This window comes from Niallia oryzisoli (genome assembly GCF_036670025.1).
Classification (GTDB): domain Bacteria; phylum Bacillota; class Bacilli; order Bacillales; family Cytobacillaceae; genus Bacillus_BD; species Bacillus_BD oryzisoli.
The window spans coordinates 66,169-85,000 of sequence record NZ_CP137640.1; the positions used below are offsets into that span (position 1 = coordinate 66,169).

The following is an 18,832-nucleotide window of genomic DNA, read 5'->3' on the forward strand; positions in this document are numbered from 1 at the left end:
CATAAACATGTACAAAAAGGTTGTACAAAATGATTGTGAGGGATGGGAATGAGTCAATATTACGATAATAATTCTTCTAAAGGGACTGTCCAAGAGCATGATGTAATTATGAGAGGAAGAAGGCTGCTGGATATTACGGGTGTTAAACAGGTGGAAAGCTTTGATAACGAGGAGTTTTTATTAGAAACCGTTATGGGGTTTTTAGCTATCAAAGGGGAAAATCTGCAAATGAAAAATCTTGATGTCGATAAAGGTATCGTATCGATAAAAGGAAAAGTATTTGATCTGGTTTACATTGATGAACATCATGGAGAAAAGGCTAAAGGCTTCTTTAGCAAGTTATTTCGATGACATTAACCACACAATTCATGACTATGCTGGCAATGATCGGCATGGGGACTTTTTTTGGAGCAGCTCTTGATACATACAATCGATTTCTCCAAAGAAGTAAAAGAAAGAGCTGGCTTGTATTTATCAATGATATTTTATTTTGGACCTTTCAAGGTTTATTTATTTTTTATGTATTATTCAATGTAAACCAGGGAGAATTACGATTTTATATATTTCTTGCCTTATTATGCGGTTTTGCAGCCTATCAAAGCTTATGTAGACAATTATACCTAAGGTGTCTAGAATGGCTTATTTCGTTTGTTATTTCGGTATCCCGCTTTATTGTGAGGCTTTTTCTTATTTTTATTTATAAACCGATCCTGGCCCTCATCAGCATGCTTATTACAACGGTGATCATGATTGGTAAGGGTCTCTTAGTGTTATTAAAGACCGTATTAAAGTGCGTGGAATTCACAATAAAAATCCTATTTAAGCCAATAAAGTGGATATTGTTACTTTTTTGGAAACTATTCCCCAAACCTCTTAAAAAATCAGTCGAGAAGTTATATAATGAATTGGCAGGAAAATTTAGAACAATAAAGAATACTATTATTAAAATGACCGCAAAATGGAAAAAGGGTAATAAGTAAGGAGGGTTACTGAAGTGAGTGCCATCAAGCAACACAATATAGCTAAACTTCAGACAAACTATGCAATGCAACAAGAGGAGAGTCAAATCAGTGCAGCAAGACGAAAAAAGGTTCTATACAGACGGTTGGCTGTTTTTTTCGCTTTTGCTATTATCATATCTTATTTGATGATCTCGACACTCATTTCACAAAACTCGGTGCTGGCAGAAAAGGCAGAGGAGAAGGAACAGCTGCAGAAAGATCTTGCCTCCCTTCAACATGAAGAAGAGCTTTTAAAAGAAGAGGTAACGAAATTAAAGGATGATGAGTATATTGCTAAATTGGCAAGAAGTGAATATTTTCTTTCTGAAGACAATGAAATTATCTTCACACTCCCGGAAACAAATAAGCAGAAGGCGGAAAAATCATCCAACTGAGGCTGTATTGCACTCTTTCTTTCTATTTTGTATAATATAATATAAGTATGATTTTGCATATTTTTAAGGAGGAAGTTTCTTTTTATGTCAATCGAAGTAGGCAGCAAGTTACAGGGAAAGGTAACAGGAATTACTAATTTTGGAGCATTTGTGGAGCTGCCGGAAGGCTCAACCGGGCTTGTTCACATTAGTGAGGTTGCAGATAACTATGTCAAGGATATTAATGACCATCTTAAAGTTGGCGATGTAGTCGAAGTAAAGGTTATTAATGTGGAAAAGGATGGAAAAATTGGCCTTTCCATTAAAAAGGCTGTAGACAGACCTGAAAGACCAAGCAGACCGGATAGACCGATGAGAAATGACAGAGGTGACAGAGGCGATTCAAGAGGAGGACACTCTGGGCGTCCGCGTCATGGGCAGGGAAGATCAAATGATAACCACCGAGCTCCTAAAGAGAATTTTGAAATGAAAATGGCACGTTTTTTAAAGGATAGTGAAGATCGGTTATCTTCCCTAAAGCGTAATACTGAGTCCAAACGTGGAGGAAGAGGCGCTAGAAGAGGATAACTTGCTGCTGATTTCTATACAATAGCAGGGTATCGTCGTATTCCCTATATAACAGACAAATCCAATTGTTGGGTTTGTCTTTTTTTTTTGTATAAGATATCAAATGGAATATTAAAAAGCCTGTCACACAAAAAGACAGGATGTTTTATCATATAGTAAATATCTGCTATTCCAGCACCTATTGCACATGTTTCTCCTGTTATTTTTAGACTTTTGGTGGAAATGAGTCGAACGAAAAAAGAGGGCTTGTCCGCCATTTTGACAAACTTCTAAAGCTCCCGTCTATATAATAAATAAAAAATACTTAGGCAGGGAGTGAAGCTGCGTGGAAAAGGTGGAGCGGAATTTCATGGATCCTATCAGGGACGTTAACCTTGCAAAATCTAAATTAAAGTTTGCAAATCCCTTTACTAACTTTCAAGCAAACATGGAAACCCTTTTTCTCAAAAAGGGCTATATCCTCTTATTAATAGGATTTTTACTTGGACGTTCATTAATCTTAGCCAAATTAACTCCATTTAGCGTTCCTTTTTTTGCTGCTGTATATCTTGTAAGAAAGGATCGGGCGCCATTAGCATTAATCGGTCTTATTGGAGGTGCAGCTACGCTTTCTGTAGTTGATGCAGTTTCTACATTTGTGTTGACGCTGTTATTTTTAGTTTCCTATAAGGCTACAAAAAAATGGTTGAAAAATGAGGTCAAATTCATTCCTTTTTATGTATTTTTTGTACTGCTTATTGGCAGTCTTGTTGAGGGCTATATCGTTTCAGGTAAGTTTAGCTTGTATGAACTGATGATGGCCGGTGTGGAATCCAGTTTAGGCTTTATTTTAACCCTTATCTTTTTACAAGGTCTTCCTTTACTATCGATTTCAAAACGCAGACAGTCGTTAAAGACGGAGGAAATTGTCTGTTTAATTATATTACTGGCTTCCGTCATGACTGGAACGATTGGCTGGACGGTATACGACATTTCAATTGATCATGTATTATCGCGGTACCTTGTGCTGGTGTTTGCTTTTGTAGCAGGAGCAACAGTGGGGTCAACTGTTGGAGTTGTCACCGGTCTTATCTTTAGCTTAGCCAGTGTTTCCAGCTTCTCACATATGAGTTTATTAGCTTTTTCAGGCCTGCTCGGAGGTCTATTAAAAGAGGGGAAAAAGGTTGGCGTCTCGTTTGGGTTGCTGATTGCAACCCTATTGATCGGTATGTATGGAGACGGCAATGCGGCCTTACTTAAAACACTTCTGGAGTCAGCCGCCGCTATTGCTTTATTATTTCTAACCCCTAAAACATTCACTTCCAGACTAGCAAAATATATTCCTGGCACGTTAGAACATTCACAGGAGCAGCAGCAATATATGAGAAAGATGAGAGATGTGACTTCGCAAAGGGTGGCGCAATTTTCTCATGTATTCCAGGCCCTTTCTAATAGCTTTAATCATCAGAGTGAACCGACAGAATGGGACGATACTGACCGGGAGCTTGATTACTTTTTAAGCAATGTAACGGAAAAAACATGCCAGCTATGTCATCGTAAGGAACAATGCTGGACAAGGAACTTTAATGAAACATATGACTTTATGAAGGAAATTATGCTTGATATGGAGCAAAAAGGTGGAGAAGTTTCGCAAAAATTATATCGGGAGTGGGGAGTTCACTGCGTCAAGCCGAAAAAGGTTGTTGAAGCCATGCAGCAGGAATTAACTTATTATCAAGCCAATCAAAAGCTGAAAAGGCAGGTAAAGGAATCGAGGAAATTAGTGGCTGACCAGTTATTAGGTGTGTCTGAAATTATGGGCAATTTCGCAAAGGAAATCCAGCGTGAAAGGGAAAATCATCACAAGCAGGAAGAGCTTATCCTTGAGGCAATGCAGGACTTCGGCATTGAAATTGAGCAAGTTGAAATCTACAGTCTCGAACAAGGGAATGTGGATATCGATATGACCATCCCGGATTATCAAGGACATGGGGAATGTGAGAAGCTTATTGCACCGATTCTTTCCGATATTTTAGGTGAAACAATTATTGTTAATTCTGAAGAATATTCTCCATTTGGAAATGACTTCTACCATGTAACATTCCGCTCTGCCAAGGCATATTCGGTAGAGGTCGGCGTGGCACATGCTGCAAAGGATGGCGGCTTAATTTCAGGTGACAGCTATTCTACAACGGAGCTTGGCTGCGGAAAATATGCCATAGCGATCAGCGATGGGATGGGTAACGGAGAACGTGCCCATATTGAAAGTCAGGAAACGCTCCAGCTTCTGCAAAAAATACTTCAGTCCGGAATCGAAGAAAGGGTCGCCATTAAATCTGTTAATTCTGTTCTGTCATTGCGAACAACGGATGAGATCTTTTCTACCTTGGATCTAGCGATGGTGGATTTACAAAATGCTTCGGCAAAGTTTCTAAAAATCGGCTCTACACCAAGCTTTATTAAAAGAGGCAATAAGGTTTTGAAAATCCAGGCAAGCAATTTGCCGATGGGAATCATTGAAGATTTCGAGGTAGATGTTGTGAGTGAACAATTAAGAGCTGGTGACCTTTTAATCATGATGAGCGATGGTGTGTTTGAAGGTCCAAAGCATGTAGAGAACCATGATTTATGGATGAAACGAAAAATAAAAGAGTTAAAGACAGAAGAGCCGCAAGGTGTAGCTGATGTAATTATGGAAGAGGTTATCAGGTCGAGGTCAGGCTATATTGATGATGACATGACTGTTCTCGTAGCAAAAATTAAACACAATACACCGAAATGGGCCTCAATTCCTGTTCCGCAGTACAAACAGAAAGCTAACTAATGGACGAGCTCTCCTTAATTAACTCAATACAACCTAATTAATGGCCGGCAGTGATTCATGCAGAAGCTGAATCACTGCCGGCTATTTTACGCTTGGGGTATTTATCTGTTTTATGTATAATTTCCCTCCTTATCGTCGAAAATGGTAACATTTCAGATTTGGAGGGATTCCTGATGAAGACTGGTACGTTAAAGCAAATTCTACTGATAACGGATGGCTGCTCAAATCAAGGAGAAGATCCTATTGCCATGGCTGCTCTGGCTAAAGAGCATGGGATAACCGTCAATGTAATTGGGGTTATGGATCAGGATATCATAGATGAAAAGGGATTAAAGGAAATTGAAGACGTTTCATTGGCTGGAGGCGGGGTTAGTCAAGTAGTCTATGCGCAAAAGCTTTCGCAGACCGTTCAAATGGTTACGAGAAAGGCGATGACACAGACTCTTCAGGGAGTTGTAAATAAGGAGCTGCAGCAAATCCTAGGACAATCACATACACTAGAGGATCTCCCCCCGGAAAAAAGGGGAGAAGTGATGGAGGTAGTTGATGAACTTGGAGAAACAGTAGAGCTCGAAGTGCTTATCCTCGTTGACACAAGTGCAAGTATGAAGCAGAAGCTGCCGACTGTTAAAGAGGCCCTTCTTGACCTATCCTTGAGTTTAAATGCCCGGTCCGGTGAAAATCGTTTTTCTGTGTTCGTATTTCCCGGGAAAAAGAATGACGTCGATAAATTATTAGATTGGACGCCGCGGCTCGAGTCATTGACAAGTGTTTTTTCAAAACTATCAACAGGAGGAATTACACCGACAGGACCTGCCATAAGTGAAGCACTGCAATATTTCCAGAAAAAACGTTCATTAAGGAGCCTGCTTTCTCGCGATGATGAATCATTCTATGAAGAATCAGTGTAAAGTGAACCCCGGGGCAATCGTTCAAGGCAAATGGCATAAACACCGTTATACCATAGTGAAACAGTTGGGATTTGGGGCCAACGGTATCGTGTATCTTGCAAAGCGGCACCATGAATATGTTGCGCTTAAAATGAGCGAAAACGGAATGTCTATTACGTCAGAGGTGAATGTACTTAAATCCTTTGCAAAGGTCCAGGGATCTGCCCTTGGGCCTTCTTTGCTTGATGTAGATGATTGGGAACAAAATAACGGTCAAATTTCATTTTATGTCATGGAATATATACAAGGGCCGGACTTTATGTCCTTTATTAAACAGAAGGGACTTTCCTGGCTGCCTGTATTAATCTTACAGCTCTTATCCGACTTAGGGCAGCTTCACCACAATGGCTGGGTATTTGGTGATTTAAAGCCGGAGAACTTGATTGTAACAGGTCCGCCCCCAAGGATACGCTGCATCGATGTCGGCGGCACGACGATGCAAGGAAGAGCGATCAAGGAGTATACTGAGTTTTATGACAGAGGTTATTGGGGTCTTGGTTCGAGAAAGGCGGATCCAGGATATGATTTATTTGCTGTCGCCATGATTATGATTAATACGGCATACCCAAAACGGTTTACGAAAACAGCCGGGGGGATTATGCAGCTTCGTAATCAAGTACAGCAAAGTAAGGAGCTGCAAAAATTTGAAGCAGTTATTATCCACGCGCTTGAGGGGCATTATCAATCAGCTGAAGAGATGCGTAATGATTTATTAAAATATCTCAGTCATGTTAGCGGAAACCGTCACACAACAGGTCAACAAACAAGCACCCAAAGTCGCATTAATCGTCAAAAGGTGTCTGGACAAACAGGGGTAAAAACCAATGCTAGCAGGCAGGCAAAACAGAAAAAGCAGAAAAAGGGCAGCTTTGTTGAAACATTTTCTCTGATCATGGTGGTCCTGCTATTTTATATGTTCTATATTTTTGGCCAGTTGATATAGCTGAATGAAAAACAACGGTGAAATGTCCGTTCCTACTTAAAAAAAGAAAAAAATTTATAAGGTTTGTCCTTTGGTTACCAGTTAGAAAAATGGTATCCTAATAAATAAGAAATAAATGTATCTTAATACGATTTAGTGGCAGGGAAGAACTGTAATGATAGAAGAGAAAGTAGACCGTTTTTTGAAACATAAACATTTTACACTGACTGGTAAAAGAATTCTTGTAGGTGTATCAGGAGGACCTGATTCCTTATCTTTATTACACCTTTTATGGGAAAAGCAGAAGCAGCAGAACTTTTATATAGTGGCTGGCCACGTCGACCATATGTTCCGAGGGGTGGAATCATATAACGAAGCGAAGTTTGTTGAAAAGTTTTGCAATGACCGTCAAATACCATTTGCAATGAAGCGGATAAACGTTCCGGAGTATATGGAGAAAACGGGGAAAAGCTCACAGGTATCATCCAGAGAGTGCCGTTATGGGTTCTTTGCCGAAGTAATGCACGAGTACCAGCTTACATATGCAGCTTTAGCTCACCATGGGGATGACCAGATTGAAACAATTTTAATGAGATTAACACGTGGAAGTTCAGGGTCATCAAGGGCCGGTATTCCTTTTATGAGGTCTTTTCGGAACGGTTATATTTTCCGACCGTTTTTAACGTTATGCAGAGCTGAAATTGAACAGTATTGTTTAGAGCATGAGTTAAGTCCCCGTCGAGATCCCAGCAATGAAAAGGATGTTTATCTTAGGAATCGATTTCGACACCATGTCGTTCCTTTTTTAAAGCAAGAAAACCAACGTGTACATGAGCAATTTCAACGGTTTAGCGAGGAACTGCAGCAGGACGAGGAGCTTCTGCAGGAATTAACGATTAAAAAGATGAATACAGTATGGAAAGAGAAACAAGCTAATAAAATTTCCATTGACCTAGATGCCTTCCAAGCAATGCCAATTTCTTTACAAAGGAGAGGCATTCAACTAATATTAAACTATCTATACAAAAAAAGGCCGGCATCCTTATCTGCTGTACATATTGACCAGTTTTTTTCGCTGATTGAAGGAAGTAATCCTTCCGGTAGCTTGGATTTCCCATCCGGGTTGAAGGTGAAAAGATCCTACCGGTTATGCCATTTTGCCTTCAACTCTGACAGCCGGGAAGAATTCTTTTTCGAGTTAGAACAGCCTGGAGAATACATATTGCCAAACGGAGATAGGATAACACTGGAATTTACAAATCTTGAGCATAGTCCAATGGATTCTATTCTGTTAAATAAAAATAATGTTCCGCTTCCAATCATCATTAGAACAAGAGAACCGGGAGACCGGATGAGTCTGAAAGGAATGGAAGGGACAAAAAAAATTAAAAGCATTTTTATCGATCAGAAAATACCTTTTGATGAGCGAGACAGTTGGCCGGTGATAACAGACGGACAAAATCGAATCCTCTGGCTGCCGGGATTGAAAAAATGCAGAGAATCAGCGGTGGTAACTAAGGATATGAATTATATTCTTATTACATATAAAAAGAAAAACGAGTAATGTTTTATCAAAAGGGATTGGATAAACAATTAGCGAATGGAGAAAACTTTTGATAAAGGATACTAACTCTATAATAAAGATACTTCATTATGCAATGATCACCTAGGGGGCATACTAAACATGAAAAATGATATTGAAAGAGTATTACTATCTGAAGAAGAAATTCAAAATAAGATAAAAGAATTAGGAGCACAGCTAACAGAGGATTATCAAGATAAATTCCCACTAGCAATAGGTGTTCTTAAGGGAGCTATGTTATTCATGGGTGACCTTCTTAAAAGGGTTGATACTCATTTGGAAATGGACTTTATGGATGTTTCAAGCTATGGAAGTTCAACCGTTTCTTCCGGAGAGGTGAAAATTATAAAGGACTTAGACGCGTCTGTTGAGGGACGTGATGTTCTGATTATTGAGGACATAATCGATAGCGGTTTAACATTAAGTTATTTAGCTGAGTTATTCCATTATCGTAAAGCCAAGTCAGTGAAAATTGTTACCCTGCTTGATAAACCAACCGGACGTAAAGCAGATATTAAAGCAGATTATGTAGGATTTATTGTTCCAGATGCTTTTGTAGTCGGTTATGGTTTGGATTATGCTGAAAAATATCGCAACCTTCCATATATCGGTGTTTTGAAACCGCATATATACAGTAACTAATAGGTAATAAATTTTTTATATATACATTTGATACATCAACATCGTAAATGGTTTCAAAAGTGTAATTTCTTGTATTACCATGTTTTTCTATGGTACTATACACTATAGTTTGTTGACCGTGGGAGGAGGCAAGGGATGAATCGGATTTTCCGTAATACCATCTTTTATTTATTAATTTTTCTAGTCATTATAGGTGTAGTAAGTTTCTTTAATAGTGGTAATCAACCTACAGATAATATAACGTATGATACGTTTATGGAGCACCTTGAGAATGGAGATGTAACGTCTCTATCGATGCAGCCTGAACGCGGTGTTCTCGAAGTCCGCGGACAGCTAAAGGGATATGAAGAAGGCAAATACTTTATCACTTATGTATCCAATACAGATAGTGAGATTGAACGAATCAATTCCATGGCAGCTGAGGCTGATTTGAAGCTTGAAAAAATGCCAGCCAAGGAAACAAGCGGATGGGTAACGTTCTTTACTTCTATTATTCCGTTTGTCATTATCTTCATTTTATTCTTCTTCCTGCTCAATCAAGCTCAAGGCGGCGGAAGCCGGGTCATGAATTTTGGTAAGAGCAAAGCGAAGCTTTACAGTGAAGACAAGAAAAAGGTTCGCTTTAAGGATGTTGCAGGTGCAGATGAAGAAAAGCAAGAACTTGTTGAAGTTGTTGAATTTTTAAAGGATCCAAGAAAGTTTGTTGAGCTTGGTGCCAGAATTCCGAAAGGGGTACTTCTTGTAGGACCTCCTGGTACAGGTAAAACATTACTTGCCCGTGCAACAGCTGGTGAAGCTGGAGTTCCTTTCTTCTCGATAAGTGGTTCGGACTTTGTTGAAATGTTCGTCGGGGTAGGGGCTTCACGTGTTCGTGATTTATTCGAAACAGCGAAGAAAAATGCTCCATGTATTATTTTCATCGATGAAATTGATGCCGTTGGTCGTCAGCGTGGTGCCGGACTTGGCGGAGGACACGATGAACGTGAGCAGACACTAAACCAATTGCTTGTTGAAATGGACGGGTTTGGCGGAAATGAAGGAATCATTATTATCGCTGCTACAAACCGTGCTGATATCCTAGATCCAGCCCTTCTGCGTCCTGGACGTTTTGACCGTCAAATCACGGTTGACCGCCCTGATGTAAAAGGCCGTGAAGCCGTATTGAAGGTACATGCGCGCAATAAGCCTTTAGATGATGAAGTTAACTTAAAGGCAATTGCCCAGCGTACACCAGGATTCTCAGGAGCTGACTTGGAAAACCTTTTAAACGAAGCTGCGTTAGTGGCAGCCCGTCGTGATAAAAAGAAAATTGATATGACAGATATTGATGAAGCAACAGACCGGGTGATTGCAGGACCTGCGAAAAAGAGCCGGGTTATTTCCGAAAAGGAAAGAAGAATTGTTGCTTTCCATGAGGCTGGACATACAGTTATTGGATTAACACTTGATGATGCAGAAATTGTACAAAAAGTGACGATTGTTCCTCGTGGTCAAGCGGGAGGCTACGCTGTTATGCTTCCTAAGGAAGACCGTTACTTTATGACGAAGCCTGAACTGCTGGATAAGATTACAGGTCTTCTTGGTGGTCGTGTTTCAGAAGATATCGTGTTTGGTGAAGTAAGTACTGGTGCGCATAATGACTTCCAACGTGCGACTGGAATTGCGCGTAGAATGGTTACAGAGTTTGGAATGAGCGATAAGCTTGGGCCTCTACAATTTGGACAATCTCAAGGCGGCCAAGTTTTCTTAGGACGTGACTTCCATAATGAACAGAACTACTCAGATGCAATAGCATATGAAATTGATCTTGAAATTCAACGTATTATAAAAGAGTGCTATGAAAAGGCCAAAAAAATACTTACAGAAAACCGTGACAAACTGGACATCATTGCCACTACTTTACTTGAAGTAGAAACATTGGATGCTGAACAAATCAACCATTTAGCTGACCATGGAACACTTCCTAACAGACAAGTGAATGATGCTTCTACAGAAAATGTAAAAGTAACGATCAGCAAAAAAGATGATGAGACGAAAACAGAAGAAAAGAATCTGGATGCTGGGAAGCCTGCTGAGCAGGAAGAGAATCCAGATAAACGTTCTTAAGTACACGTAAAGGCGCTCCTAGACGAGCGCCTTTTTGTATATTGTAAATAAATCATTTTATGGACAAATGTGTTATGATGTTTGCAGAATAAAAAGATTTTAAAGAAAATGTGGTGAATAGTAATGATTTTTGTTTTTGACGTAGGGAATACAAATACCGTTTTAGGCGTATATAGTGGGAAAGAGTTAATCCATCATTGGAGAGTGGAAACCCATCGTAACCGAACAGAGGACGAGTATGGCATGGTTATAAAGAATTTATTTGATCATGTAGACCTTAAGTTCTCTGATATCGATGGAATTATTATTTCTTCGGTTGTGCCTCCAATCATGCTTGCGTTGGAAAGAATGTGCCAAAAGTACTTCCATATTAAACCGTTAGTTGTAGGTCCTGGTGTAAAAACCGGGTTAAACATAAAATATGAAAACCCAAGAGAAGTTGGTGCAGATCGGATTGTCAATGCGGTTGGTGCAATCTATGAATACGGCAGTCCGTTGATTATTGTTGATTTTGGAACGGCAACGACCTACTGCTACATTAACGAGGAAAAGGAATATTTAGGTGGAGCGATTGCTCCGGGAATAGGTATTTCGACAGAAGCATTGTATACTCGTGCAGCCAAACTTCCAAGAATTGAGCTCGTCGGTCCAGATGGGGTCATCGGCAAAAACACTGTTTCTGCTATGCAGTCAGGAATCCTTTATGGCTATGTAGGTCAAGTGGAGGGAATTGTTAATAGAATGAAGGCAGAAAGTAAGCAGCCTCCTACTGTTATCGCAACAGGCGGATTGGCAGGGCTTATTTCCAAAGAATCAACCGTCATTGATATTGTAGATCCATTTTTAACTTTAAAGGGATTAAGACTTATTTATAAGCGAAATATGGAGAATCTAAAGAATAGTTAACGTCAATTGAGATATATGTCTAGCTGCAGCGCCTACCCCCAGATGGTCTAGCCAATCCGTCTTGAAGGTTAAAGAACAACCTTCCAGCCGGCTCGTCTTATGCTATGCCTAAGGGTGGGCAAGGCGCTTTCGCTTTTTAAGAAAGGAGTAATAAGATGGAAGATTATTTAGTTAAAGCCTTGGCTTTTGAGGGGCAGGTACGTGCTTATGCTGCCCGCACTACCGAAACAGTAGGTGAGGGACAGCGCCGTCATTATACGTGGCCCACGGCTTCTGCTGCATTAGGGAGAGCGATGACAGCAACTGTCATGATGGGAGCTATGTTATCGGATGAACAAAAATTAACTGTTAAAATTGAAGGGGACGGCCCGATCGGTCATATTTTAGTAGATGCTAATGCTAAAGGGGAAGTAAGAGGGTATGTTGCGAATCCTCAGACCCATTTTGATTTAAATGAGCACGGGAAATTAGATGTAAGAAGGGCTGTTGGGACTTCCGGTATGCTGACTGTTGTCAAGGATATTGGCATGCGTGACTTTTTCACCGGCCAGGTGCCGCTTGTTTCCGGCGAATTAGGGGAAGACTTTACGTATTATTTCTCGGCCTCAGAGCAGGTACCATCTGCAGTTGGTGTCGGAGTACTGGTTAACCCTGATAACTCGATATTAGCTGCCGGCGGTTTTATTATTCAGCTAATGCCGGGCACGTCTGATGAAACCATCAGTCTAATAGAAAAACGCTTGACGGAGATTCCTCCAATTTCAAAGCAAATCGAAAAGGGTTTGACTCCTGAGGAAATATTGATTGAAATTTTAGGAAAAGAATATATTAAGTTCCTTGAAAAAATGCCGGTTTCTTTTACCTGTACTTGCTCAAAGAAGAGATTTGGCGATGCCATCGTTAGTCTCGGAAAGAAAGAAATTCAGGATATGATTGAAACAGACGGTCAAGCAGAAGCACATTGTCATTTCTGTAATCAAAAGTACCTATACACTGCTGAAGAGTTAGAGGCGTTAAAGCAAGAAGCTATTTAGGTCTATCTTAAGAATTTTCTTTAAAAAAATGTATAATTCCGGTAAAAGTAGTTGACATATAGTGCCAATAGGGTTAAATTAAAGATAATTAATCCAATAAAACTACTCGGGATATGAAAGGGTGCTAAAGAATGGTACGTATTGCAAATTCAATTACAGAATTAATCGGTCAAACACCAGTTGTTAAACTAAATCACATCGTTGATGAAAATAGTGCAGATGTTTATTTAAAATTGGAATATATGAATCCTGGAAGCAGCGTAAAGGATCGTATCGCATTAGCTATGATTGAGGCTGCTGAAGCAAGCGGTAAATTAAAAAAAGGTGATACAATTATCGAACCTACAAGTGGAAATACAGGAATCGGTTTAGCATGGGTTGCTGCAGCTAAAGGCTATAAAGCGATTCTAGTTATGCCTGAAACAATGAGCATGGAGCGCCGCAATCTTCTTCGTGCATATGGCGCAGAGCTTGTGTTAACACCAGGACCTGAAGGAATGAAAGGTGCGATTGGAAAAGCAAATGAACTTGCTGAAAAGCATGGTTACTTTTTACCGCAGCAGTTTGAAAACGAAGCAAACCCAGAAATTCACAGAAATACAACTGGTAAAGAGCTAGTAGAACAGTTTGGTGATCAATTAGATGCATTTGTTGCCGGAATCGGAACAGGCGGTACAATCACTGGTGCTGGTGAAGTATTAAAAGAAAAATATAAAGATATCAAAATTTATGCAGTTGAACCAGTTGATTCACCAGTTCTATCTGGAGGAAAACCAGGTCCGCATAAAATCCAAGGTATTGGTGCAGGATTTGTTCCTGAAGTATTAAATACCGATATTTATGAAGAGATCATTAAGGTTTCAACAGAGGAAGCATTCTCAGCTGCCCGCCGTGCAGGACAACAAGAGGGAATCCTTGGTGGAATCTCTGCTGGAGCTGCCATCCATGCTGCTTTAGAAGTTGCTAAGAAGCTAGGCAAAGGTAAAAAGGTTGTTGCAATCATCCCTGATAACGGTGAACGTTATTTAAGTACTGCATTATATCAATTTGATGCTGAATAATATAAAAAAGGGGCTGTCCTTTAACGGGATAGCCCTTTTTTATTTTTCTCTTATTGTTCGTGTGAGTAATAACCTATGGCAAATGGAGTTATAGGTCTTTTTACGCGAATTTTGTAAAATGTTATACACGAAATGTCGTATAACCACAAAATTAAGCGATTTATTAGCGATTCGTTTTTTAAAAAGGCTGATTTTTCTTTTTTTCACGGTTATAATATCATAAAATGAGAGAGAAGATTTATATAATAGCAAATCCCGCAATTAAATGATAAATTACGAATATTTATGATATAGAGGTGTTAATATGTCGAATAAGACGATCCAATGTGGTTCATACACGCTTGATTACGGAAAGAAATCATTGATTATGGGCGTATTGAATGTCACGCCGGATTCTTTTTCAGATGGTGGTAAATATAACGAGATAGAGCGGGCTGTTGAGCGTGCACAAGAAATGGTTGAAAATGGAGCCGATATTATTGATATTGGCGGAGAATCAACACGGCCAGGATATACGCCTATTTCTGTCCAGGAAGAACTTGAGCGTGTTATTCCTGTGATAGAAGCCATTTCAAAATCTGTTTCGGTGCCAATGTCAATTGATACGTTTAAAGCTGAAACGGCAAAGGAATCGATTAAAGCGGGTGCCCACATTATCAATGATATTTGGGGGGCAAAGGCCGACCCTAATATGGCTGGTGTTGCGGCAGAGTTAGAGGTGCCGATCATTCTTCAGCATAATCGCGATAATGTGAACTATCAATCATTTTTCCGTGATTGTTTGAATGATATCTTCGAGAGCATTTCAATTGCAAAAAAAGCTGGTGTAAAGGATGAGAATATCATTTTAGATCCAGGCATTGGTTTTGCCAAGGATTTGCAAAAGGATCTTGAGATGATGAGAAATCTGGATAAGCTAGTTGCTATAGGTTATCCTGTCCTCTTAGGGCCTTCCCGAAAACGAATGATTGGAGGAGTTTTGAATCTTCCTGTTCATGAACGTGTGGAGGGAACGGGTGCTGCTGTTTGCTTCGGTATTCAAAAGGGATGCCAGATTTTCCGTGTTCATGATGTAAAAGAAATCAGCAGAATGGCTAAAATGATGGATGCCATGATGGGAAAGGTAGATGTAGTTGGATAGAATTTATCTTAACAAAATGGAATTCTACGGGTATCATGGGGTCTTACCGGAAGAGACAAGACTCGGACAAAGATTTATGGTTGATTTAAGAGTTGAGACAGACTTAAAGCGTGCCGGTATAACGGACAATCTAGAGGAATCGATTAGTTACGTTGATTTGTTTGAGGTATGTAAATCGGTTGTTGAAGGGAAGCCATACAAGCTAATTGAAGCTGTAGCAGAAAAGATTGCTGATGAAATACTAAGACAATTTATAAAAGTATCGTCCATTACGGTAAAGGTAATCAAGCCTAATCCTCCAATTCCAGGTCATTATGAATCAGTTGCCATCGAAATTACAAGGAGCCGCCCATAAAATGAATCACACAGCATATCTTTCCCTAGGATCAAATATGGGAAATAGAATGAAAAACCTTGAAGAGGCACTGAAAAAACTAGAAAATGACTACCCGATTAAGGTGGTAAATGTTTCATCTATTTATGAAACAGATCCGGTCGGGTATGAAGAGCAGGATTTATTTTTAAATATGGCAGTACATGTAAGGACTGCGCTGTCGCCTTATCAATTGTTGGAAGCTTGTTTGCAAACGGAAAAAGAACTTGGGAGAAAAAGGGAAATCCACTGGGGTCCGAGGACAATAGACCTTGACATTCTATTGTATAATGACGAAAATATTATAACTGAGATGCTTGTTGTACCGCATCCGCGCATGCATGAAAGGTCATTTGTTATCATTCCTTTATTAGAAATCTCCCCTGACATTCTGCTTCCAACTTTGAAACAGCCTTTATGTGAAATAGCAGATCAGTTATCTGATAAAGAAGGGGTACGAGTATGGAAAGAGAAAAATGGGGAAGACGTATTCGCGCTTTTCGAAAACTAAAGGGGTTTACGCAGGAGAGTTTCGCTAAGGAATTAGGTGTATCTGTTTCAGTTTTAGGGGAAATTGAGCGAGGCAACAGAATGCCTTCGCAAGAAATTATCGAAAAAATAGCCAATGCGCTTAATATAAGCAGAAATGAATTAAGGCCGCTTGAGGAAAATCGTTCCGTATAGATAATGGAATGGGAGGTATTGCATGTTAAAAATAGGCGATATAGTTATGAAGAATCCAGTGGTATTAGCTCCAATGGCTGGGGTCTGCAATTCCGCTTTTCGCTTAACAGTAAAAGAATTTGGTGCAGGCTTAGTATGCGCTGAAATGGTTAGTGATAAAGCAATTTTATATAAAAATGAAAAAACAATGAATATGTTATATATAGATGAAGGCGAAAAACCGCTTAGCCTGCAAATTTTCGGCGGTGAGAAGGAATCTCTTGTCGCAGCGGCTAAATTTGTAGATGAGAATACAAATGCAGACATTATTGATATTAATATGGGCTGCCCAGTTCCGAAAATTACAAAGGTAGATGCCGGAGCGAAATGGCTGCTTGATCCGAATAAAATCTATGAAATGGTTGCGGCTGTTGTTGATGCGGTCGATAAACCGGTAACAGTAAAAATGCGTATGGGCTGGGATGAGGATCATATTTATGCAGTACAAAATGCACAGGCAATAGAACGTGCTGGCGGAAGTGCTGTTTCTCTTCACGGCCGTACCCGAGTGCAAATGTATGAAGGAACATCAAACTGGGATATTATCCGTGAAGTAAAACAGTCGGTTGGCATTCCAGTAATCGGGAATGGAGATGTAAAGACACCGCAGGATGCAAAGCGTATGCTTGAAGAAACAGGCTGCGATGGCGTCATGATCGGCAGAGCTGCCCTGGGTAATCCATGGATGATTTACCGTACCGTAAAGTACCTGGAAACGGGAGAGTTAATGAGCGAACCATCCGTTCGCGAGAAAATTGATGTATGTATTCTTCACCTTGATCGATTAATTGATTTGAAAAATGAGTATATCGCGGTAAGGGAAATGCGTAAACATGCAGCATGGTATCTAAAGGGAATTAGCGGAACCGGAAAAGCTAGAAATACGATTAATGAATGTAACACAAGAGAAGAGATGGTTACTTTGTTAAATAGTCTAGTTCTGGATAAAGAAGAATTGCAAAAACAAGTAGGGTAATATACTCTTTAGTAAACATTCATTGATAAAGTAGTAATACAGAAGAACTGCCAGGCTATGTAACCGGCAGTTTTTTGTATTGATCTTGTATGTTTCGCTTTTTAAAGCTTTTATTTAAGAAGTTTTCCATTAAAACTTTTACGAAGGCAATAGTTTGTGTAAAATGGTATAGTATGCAAAAATTAGCTGATACAGATTAACTACTCACATACACTGATTCAATATAGGAGATGAACAATAATGAGTCATGAAGAATTAAATGACCAATTGCAAGTTAGAAGGGAGAAGCTGGCTCAATTACGTAATAAAGGGCTAGACCCGTTCGGTAAACGATTTGAACGTACTCATCTTGCATTGGAGTTAAAAGAACAATATGAGGCACTTGAAAAAGAAGAGATAGATGAAAAGGATGTTTCAGTTACAATTGCAGGCCGAATTATGACAAAGCGCGGAAAAGGAAAAGCCGGTTTTGCACATATTCAAGATATCAGCGGACAAATTCAAATCTATGTTCGACAGGATGCAGTCGGAGACGAACAATATGAGATTTTTAATATTGCAGATTTAGGTGATATTGTTGGAATTACCGGTAAGCTTTTTAAAACAAAAGTTGGCGAACTGTCGATCAAAGCAAATAACTTCGAGCTTCTAACTAAATCACTGCGTCCTCTTCCTGATAAATTCCATGGTCTTAAAGACGTTGAACAACGTTACCGTCAGCGTTATCTAGATTTGATTATGAGCGAAGAGAGCAAGGGTACATTTGTAACGAGAAGCCGTATCATTCGCTCTATCCGTAACTATCTTGATCAGCACGGTTATTTAGAAGTGGAAACGCCGATGATGCATTCGATTGCCGGTGGTGCTGCAGCCCGTCCGTTCATTACTCATCATAATGCCTTAGATATGGAGTTATTTATGCGGATTGCTATTGAACTCCATCTGAAACGACTAATCGTAGGTGGACTTGAAAAGGTTTATGAAATTGGCCGTGTATTCCGTAATGAAGGAGTTTCTACACGACATAACCCTGAATTTACAATGATTGAACTTTATGAGGCATATGCTGATTATCGTGATATCATGGCTCTAACAGAGAACCTTGTTGCACATGTGGCACAAGAGGTTTTAGGATCAACGAAGATTCAATATGGTGATTATGAAGTGGATCTAACACCGCAATGGAAGAGACTTCATATGGTGGATGCGATTAAGGAATATACAGGGGTAGATTTCTGGAAGGAAATGAGCGTTGAGGAAGCTAGACAGCTTGCGAAAGAAAACGGAATTGAAATTAACGATAATATGGAATACGGCCACATCGTTAATGAATTCTTTGAGCAAAAGGTAGAAGAGAAGTTAATTCAGCCAACGTTTATTTATGGACATCCAGTTGAAATTTCACCGCTTGCCAAGAAAAATGAGGAGGATCCTCGATTCACAGATCGTTTTGAGCTATTTATTGTAGGTCGTGAGCATGCCAACGCTTTTACTGAATTAAATGACCCAATTGATCAACGCGAACGATTTGAGGCACAGTTAAAAGAACGTGAGCAAGGAAACGATGAAGCGCATCAAATGGATGATGATTTTATTGAAGCATTAGAATATGGAATGCCTCCAACAGGAGGGTTAGGTATTGGAATTGAC

The 18,832-nt window shown here is 39.7% G+C and carries 19 protein-coding genes (1 of these 19 cut by a window edge); all 19 read left to right on the forward strand.

Annotated features, from left to right (window positions below):
* Nucleotides 1–48 precede the first annotated feature (48 nt).
* Nucleotides 49–351: a sporulation protein YabP gene (yabP, locus tag R4Z09_RS00320; protein ID WP_338450474.1), complete on the forward strand. Its 303-nt coding sequence runs from the start codon at nt 49–51 to the stop codon at nt 349–351.
* Complete coding sequence (gene yabQ / locus R4Z09_RS00325) at nt 348–980, forward strand: spore cortex biosynthesis protein YabQ (protein WP_338450475.1); 633 nt, start codon at nt 348–350, stop codon at nt 978–980. Before yabP ends, yabQ begins: the two co-directional genes overlap by 4 nt.
* A gap of 14 nt (nt 981–994) precedes the next feature.
* Nucleotides 995–1,396: an FtsB family cell division protein gene (locus tag R4Z09_RS00330; protein WP_338450476.1), complete on the forward strand. Its 402-nt coding sequence runs from the start codon at nt 995–997 to the stop codon at nt 1,394–1,396.
* 84 nt (nt 1,397–1,480) lie between these two features.
* Nucleotides 1,481–1,963 (forward strand): S1 domain-containing RNA-binding protein, encoded by a 483-nt coding sequence (locus R4Z09_RS00335; RefSeq protein ID WP_338450477.1) that lies wholly within the window; start codon nt 1,481–1,483, stop codon nt 1,961–1,963.
* A 325-nt stretch (nt 1,964–2,288) separates the two neighbouring features.
* Nucleotides 2,289–4,766 (forward strand): stage II sporulation protein E, encoded by a 2,478-nt coding sequence (gene spoIIE, locus R4Z09_RS00340; protein WP_338450478.1) that lies wholly within the window; start codon nt 2,289–2,291, stop codon nt 4,764–4,766.
* Between the two features lie 173 nt (nt 4,767–4,939).
* Nucleotides 4,940–5,677 (forward strand): VWA domain-containing protein, encoded by a 738-nt coding sequence (locus R4Z09_RS00345; protein ID WP_338450479.1) that lies wholly within the window; start codon nt 4,940–4,942, stop codon nt 5,675–5,677.
* A complete protein-coding gene (locus tag R4Z09_RS00350) occupies nt 5,646–6,659 on the forward strand; it encodes a serine/threonine protein kinase (RefSeq protein WP_338450480.1) in 1,014 nt (337 codons plus the stop codon). The genes R4Z09_RS00345 and R4Z09_RS00350 overlap by 32 nt, the downstream gene beginning before the upstream one ends.
* Before the next feature lie 154 nt (nt 6,660–6,813).
* Nucleotides 6,814–8,202, forward strand: coding sequence for a tRNA lysidine(34) synthetase TilS (tilS, locus tag R4Z09_RS00355; protein ID WP_338450481.1), 1,389 nt, complete (start codon nt 6,814–6,816; stop codon nt 8,200–8,202).
* Nucleotides 8,203–8,322: 120 nt separating this feature from the next.
* On the forward strand, nt 8,323–8,862 hold the full coding sequence (hpt, locus tag R4Z09_RS00360; RefSeq protein ID WP_338450482.1) for a hypoxanthine phosphoribosyltransferase: 540 nt from the start codon (nt 8,323–8,325) through the stop codon (nt 8,860–8,862).
* 135 nt (nt 8,863–8,997) lie between these two features.
* Complete coding sequence (gene ftsH / locus R4Z09_RS00365; protein ID WP_338450483.1) at nt 8,998–10,968, forward strand: ATP-dependent zinc metalloprotease FtsH; 1,971 nt, start codon at nt 8,998–9,000, stop codon at nt 10,966–10,968.
* 123 nt (nt 10,969–11,091) lie between these two features.
* Nucleotides 11,092–11,874: a type III pantothenate kinase gene (locus tag R4Z09_RS00370; RefSeq protein ID WP_338450484.1), complete on the forward strand. Its 783-nt coding sequence runs from the start codon at nt 11,092–11,094 to the stop codon at nt 11,872–11,874.
* 155 nt (nt 11,875–12,029) lie between these two features.
* Nucleotides 12,030–12,908, forward strand: a complete 879-nt coding sequence (gene hslO / locus R4Z09_RS00375; protein WP_338450485.1) for an Hsp33 family molecular chaperone HslO — start codon at nt 12,030–12,032, stop codon at nt 12,906–12,908.
* 131 nt (nt 12,909–13,039) lie between these two features.
* On the forward strand, nt 13,040–13,969 hold the full coding sequence (gene cysK / locus R4Z09_RS00380; RefSeq protein ID WP_338450486.1) for a cysteine synthase A: 930 nt from the start codon (nt 13,040–13,042) through the stop codon (nt 13,967–13,969).
* A 304-nt stretch (nt 13,970–14,273) separates the two neighbouring features.
* Complete coding sequence (folP, locus tag R4Z09_RS00385; RefSeq protein ID WP_338450487.1) at nt 14,274–15,110, forward strand: dihydropteroate synthase; 837 nt, start codon at nt 14,274–14,276, stop codon at nt 15,108–15,110.
* Entirely contained in the window at nt 15,103–15,465 is a 363-nt protein-coding gene (gene folB, locus R4Z09_RS00390) for a dihydroneopterin aldolase (RefSeq protein ID WP_338450488.1), read from the forward strand. Before folP ends, folB begins: the two co-directional genes overlap by 8 nt.
* Before the next feature lies 1 nt (nt 15,466).
* Entirely contained in the window at nt 15,467–15,994 is a 528-nt protein-coding gene (gene folK / locus R4Z09_RS00395; protein ID WP_338450489.1) for a 2-amino-4-hydroxy-6-hydroxymethyldihydropteridine diphosphokinase, read from the forward strand.
* Nucleotides 15,946–16,167 carry a helix-turn-helix transcriptional regulator gene (locus tag R4Z09_RS00400; RefSeq protein ID WP_338450490.1) on the forward strand — a complete coding sequence of 74 codons (222 nt, stop codon included), beginning with the start codon at nt 15,946–15,948 and terminating at the stop codon, nt 16,165–16,167. Before folK ends, R4Z09_RS00400 begins: the two co-directional genes overlap by 49 nt.
* A gap of 22 nt (nt 16,168–16,189) precedes the next feature.
* On the forward strand, nt 16,190–17,182 hold the full coding sequence (gene dusB, locus R4Z09_RS00405; protein ID WP_338450491.1) for a tRNA dihydrouridine synthase DusB: 993 nt from the start codon (nt 16,190–16,192) through the stop codon (nt 17,180–17,182).
* Between the two features lie 240 nt (nt 17,183–17,422).
* A protein-coding gene (lysS, locus tag R4Z09_RS00410) for a lysine--tRNA ligase (RefSeq protein WP_338450492.1) crosses the window boundary here: on the forward strand, nt 17,423–18,832 show its 5' portion. It continues 75 nt past the right edge of the window; only the first 1,410 of its 1,485 coding nucleotides appear in the window; it begins with the start codon at nt 17,423–17,425; its stop codon lies beyond the right edge, outside the window.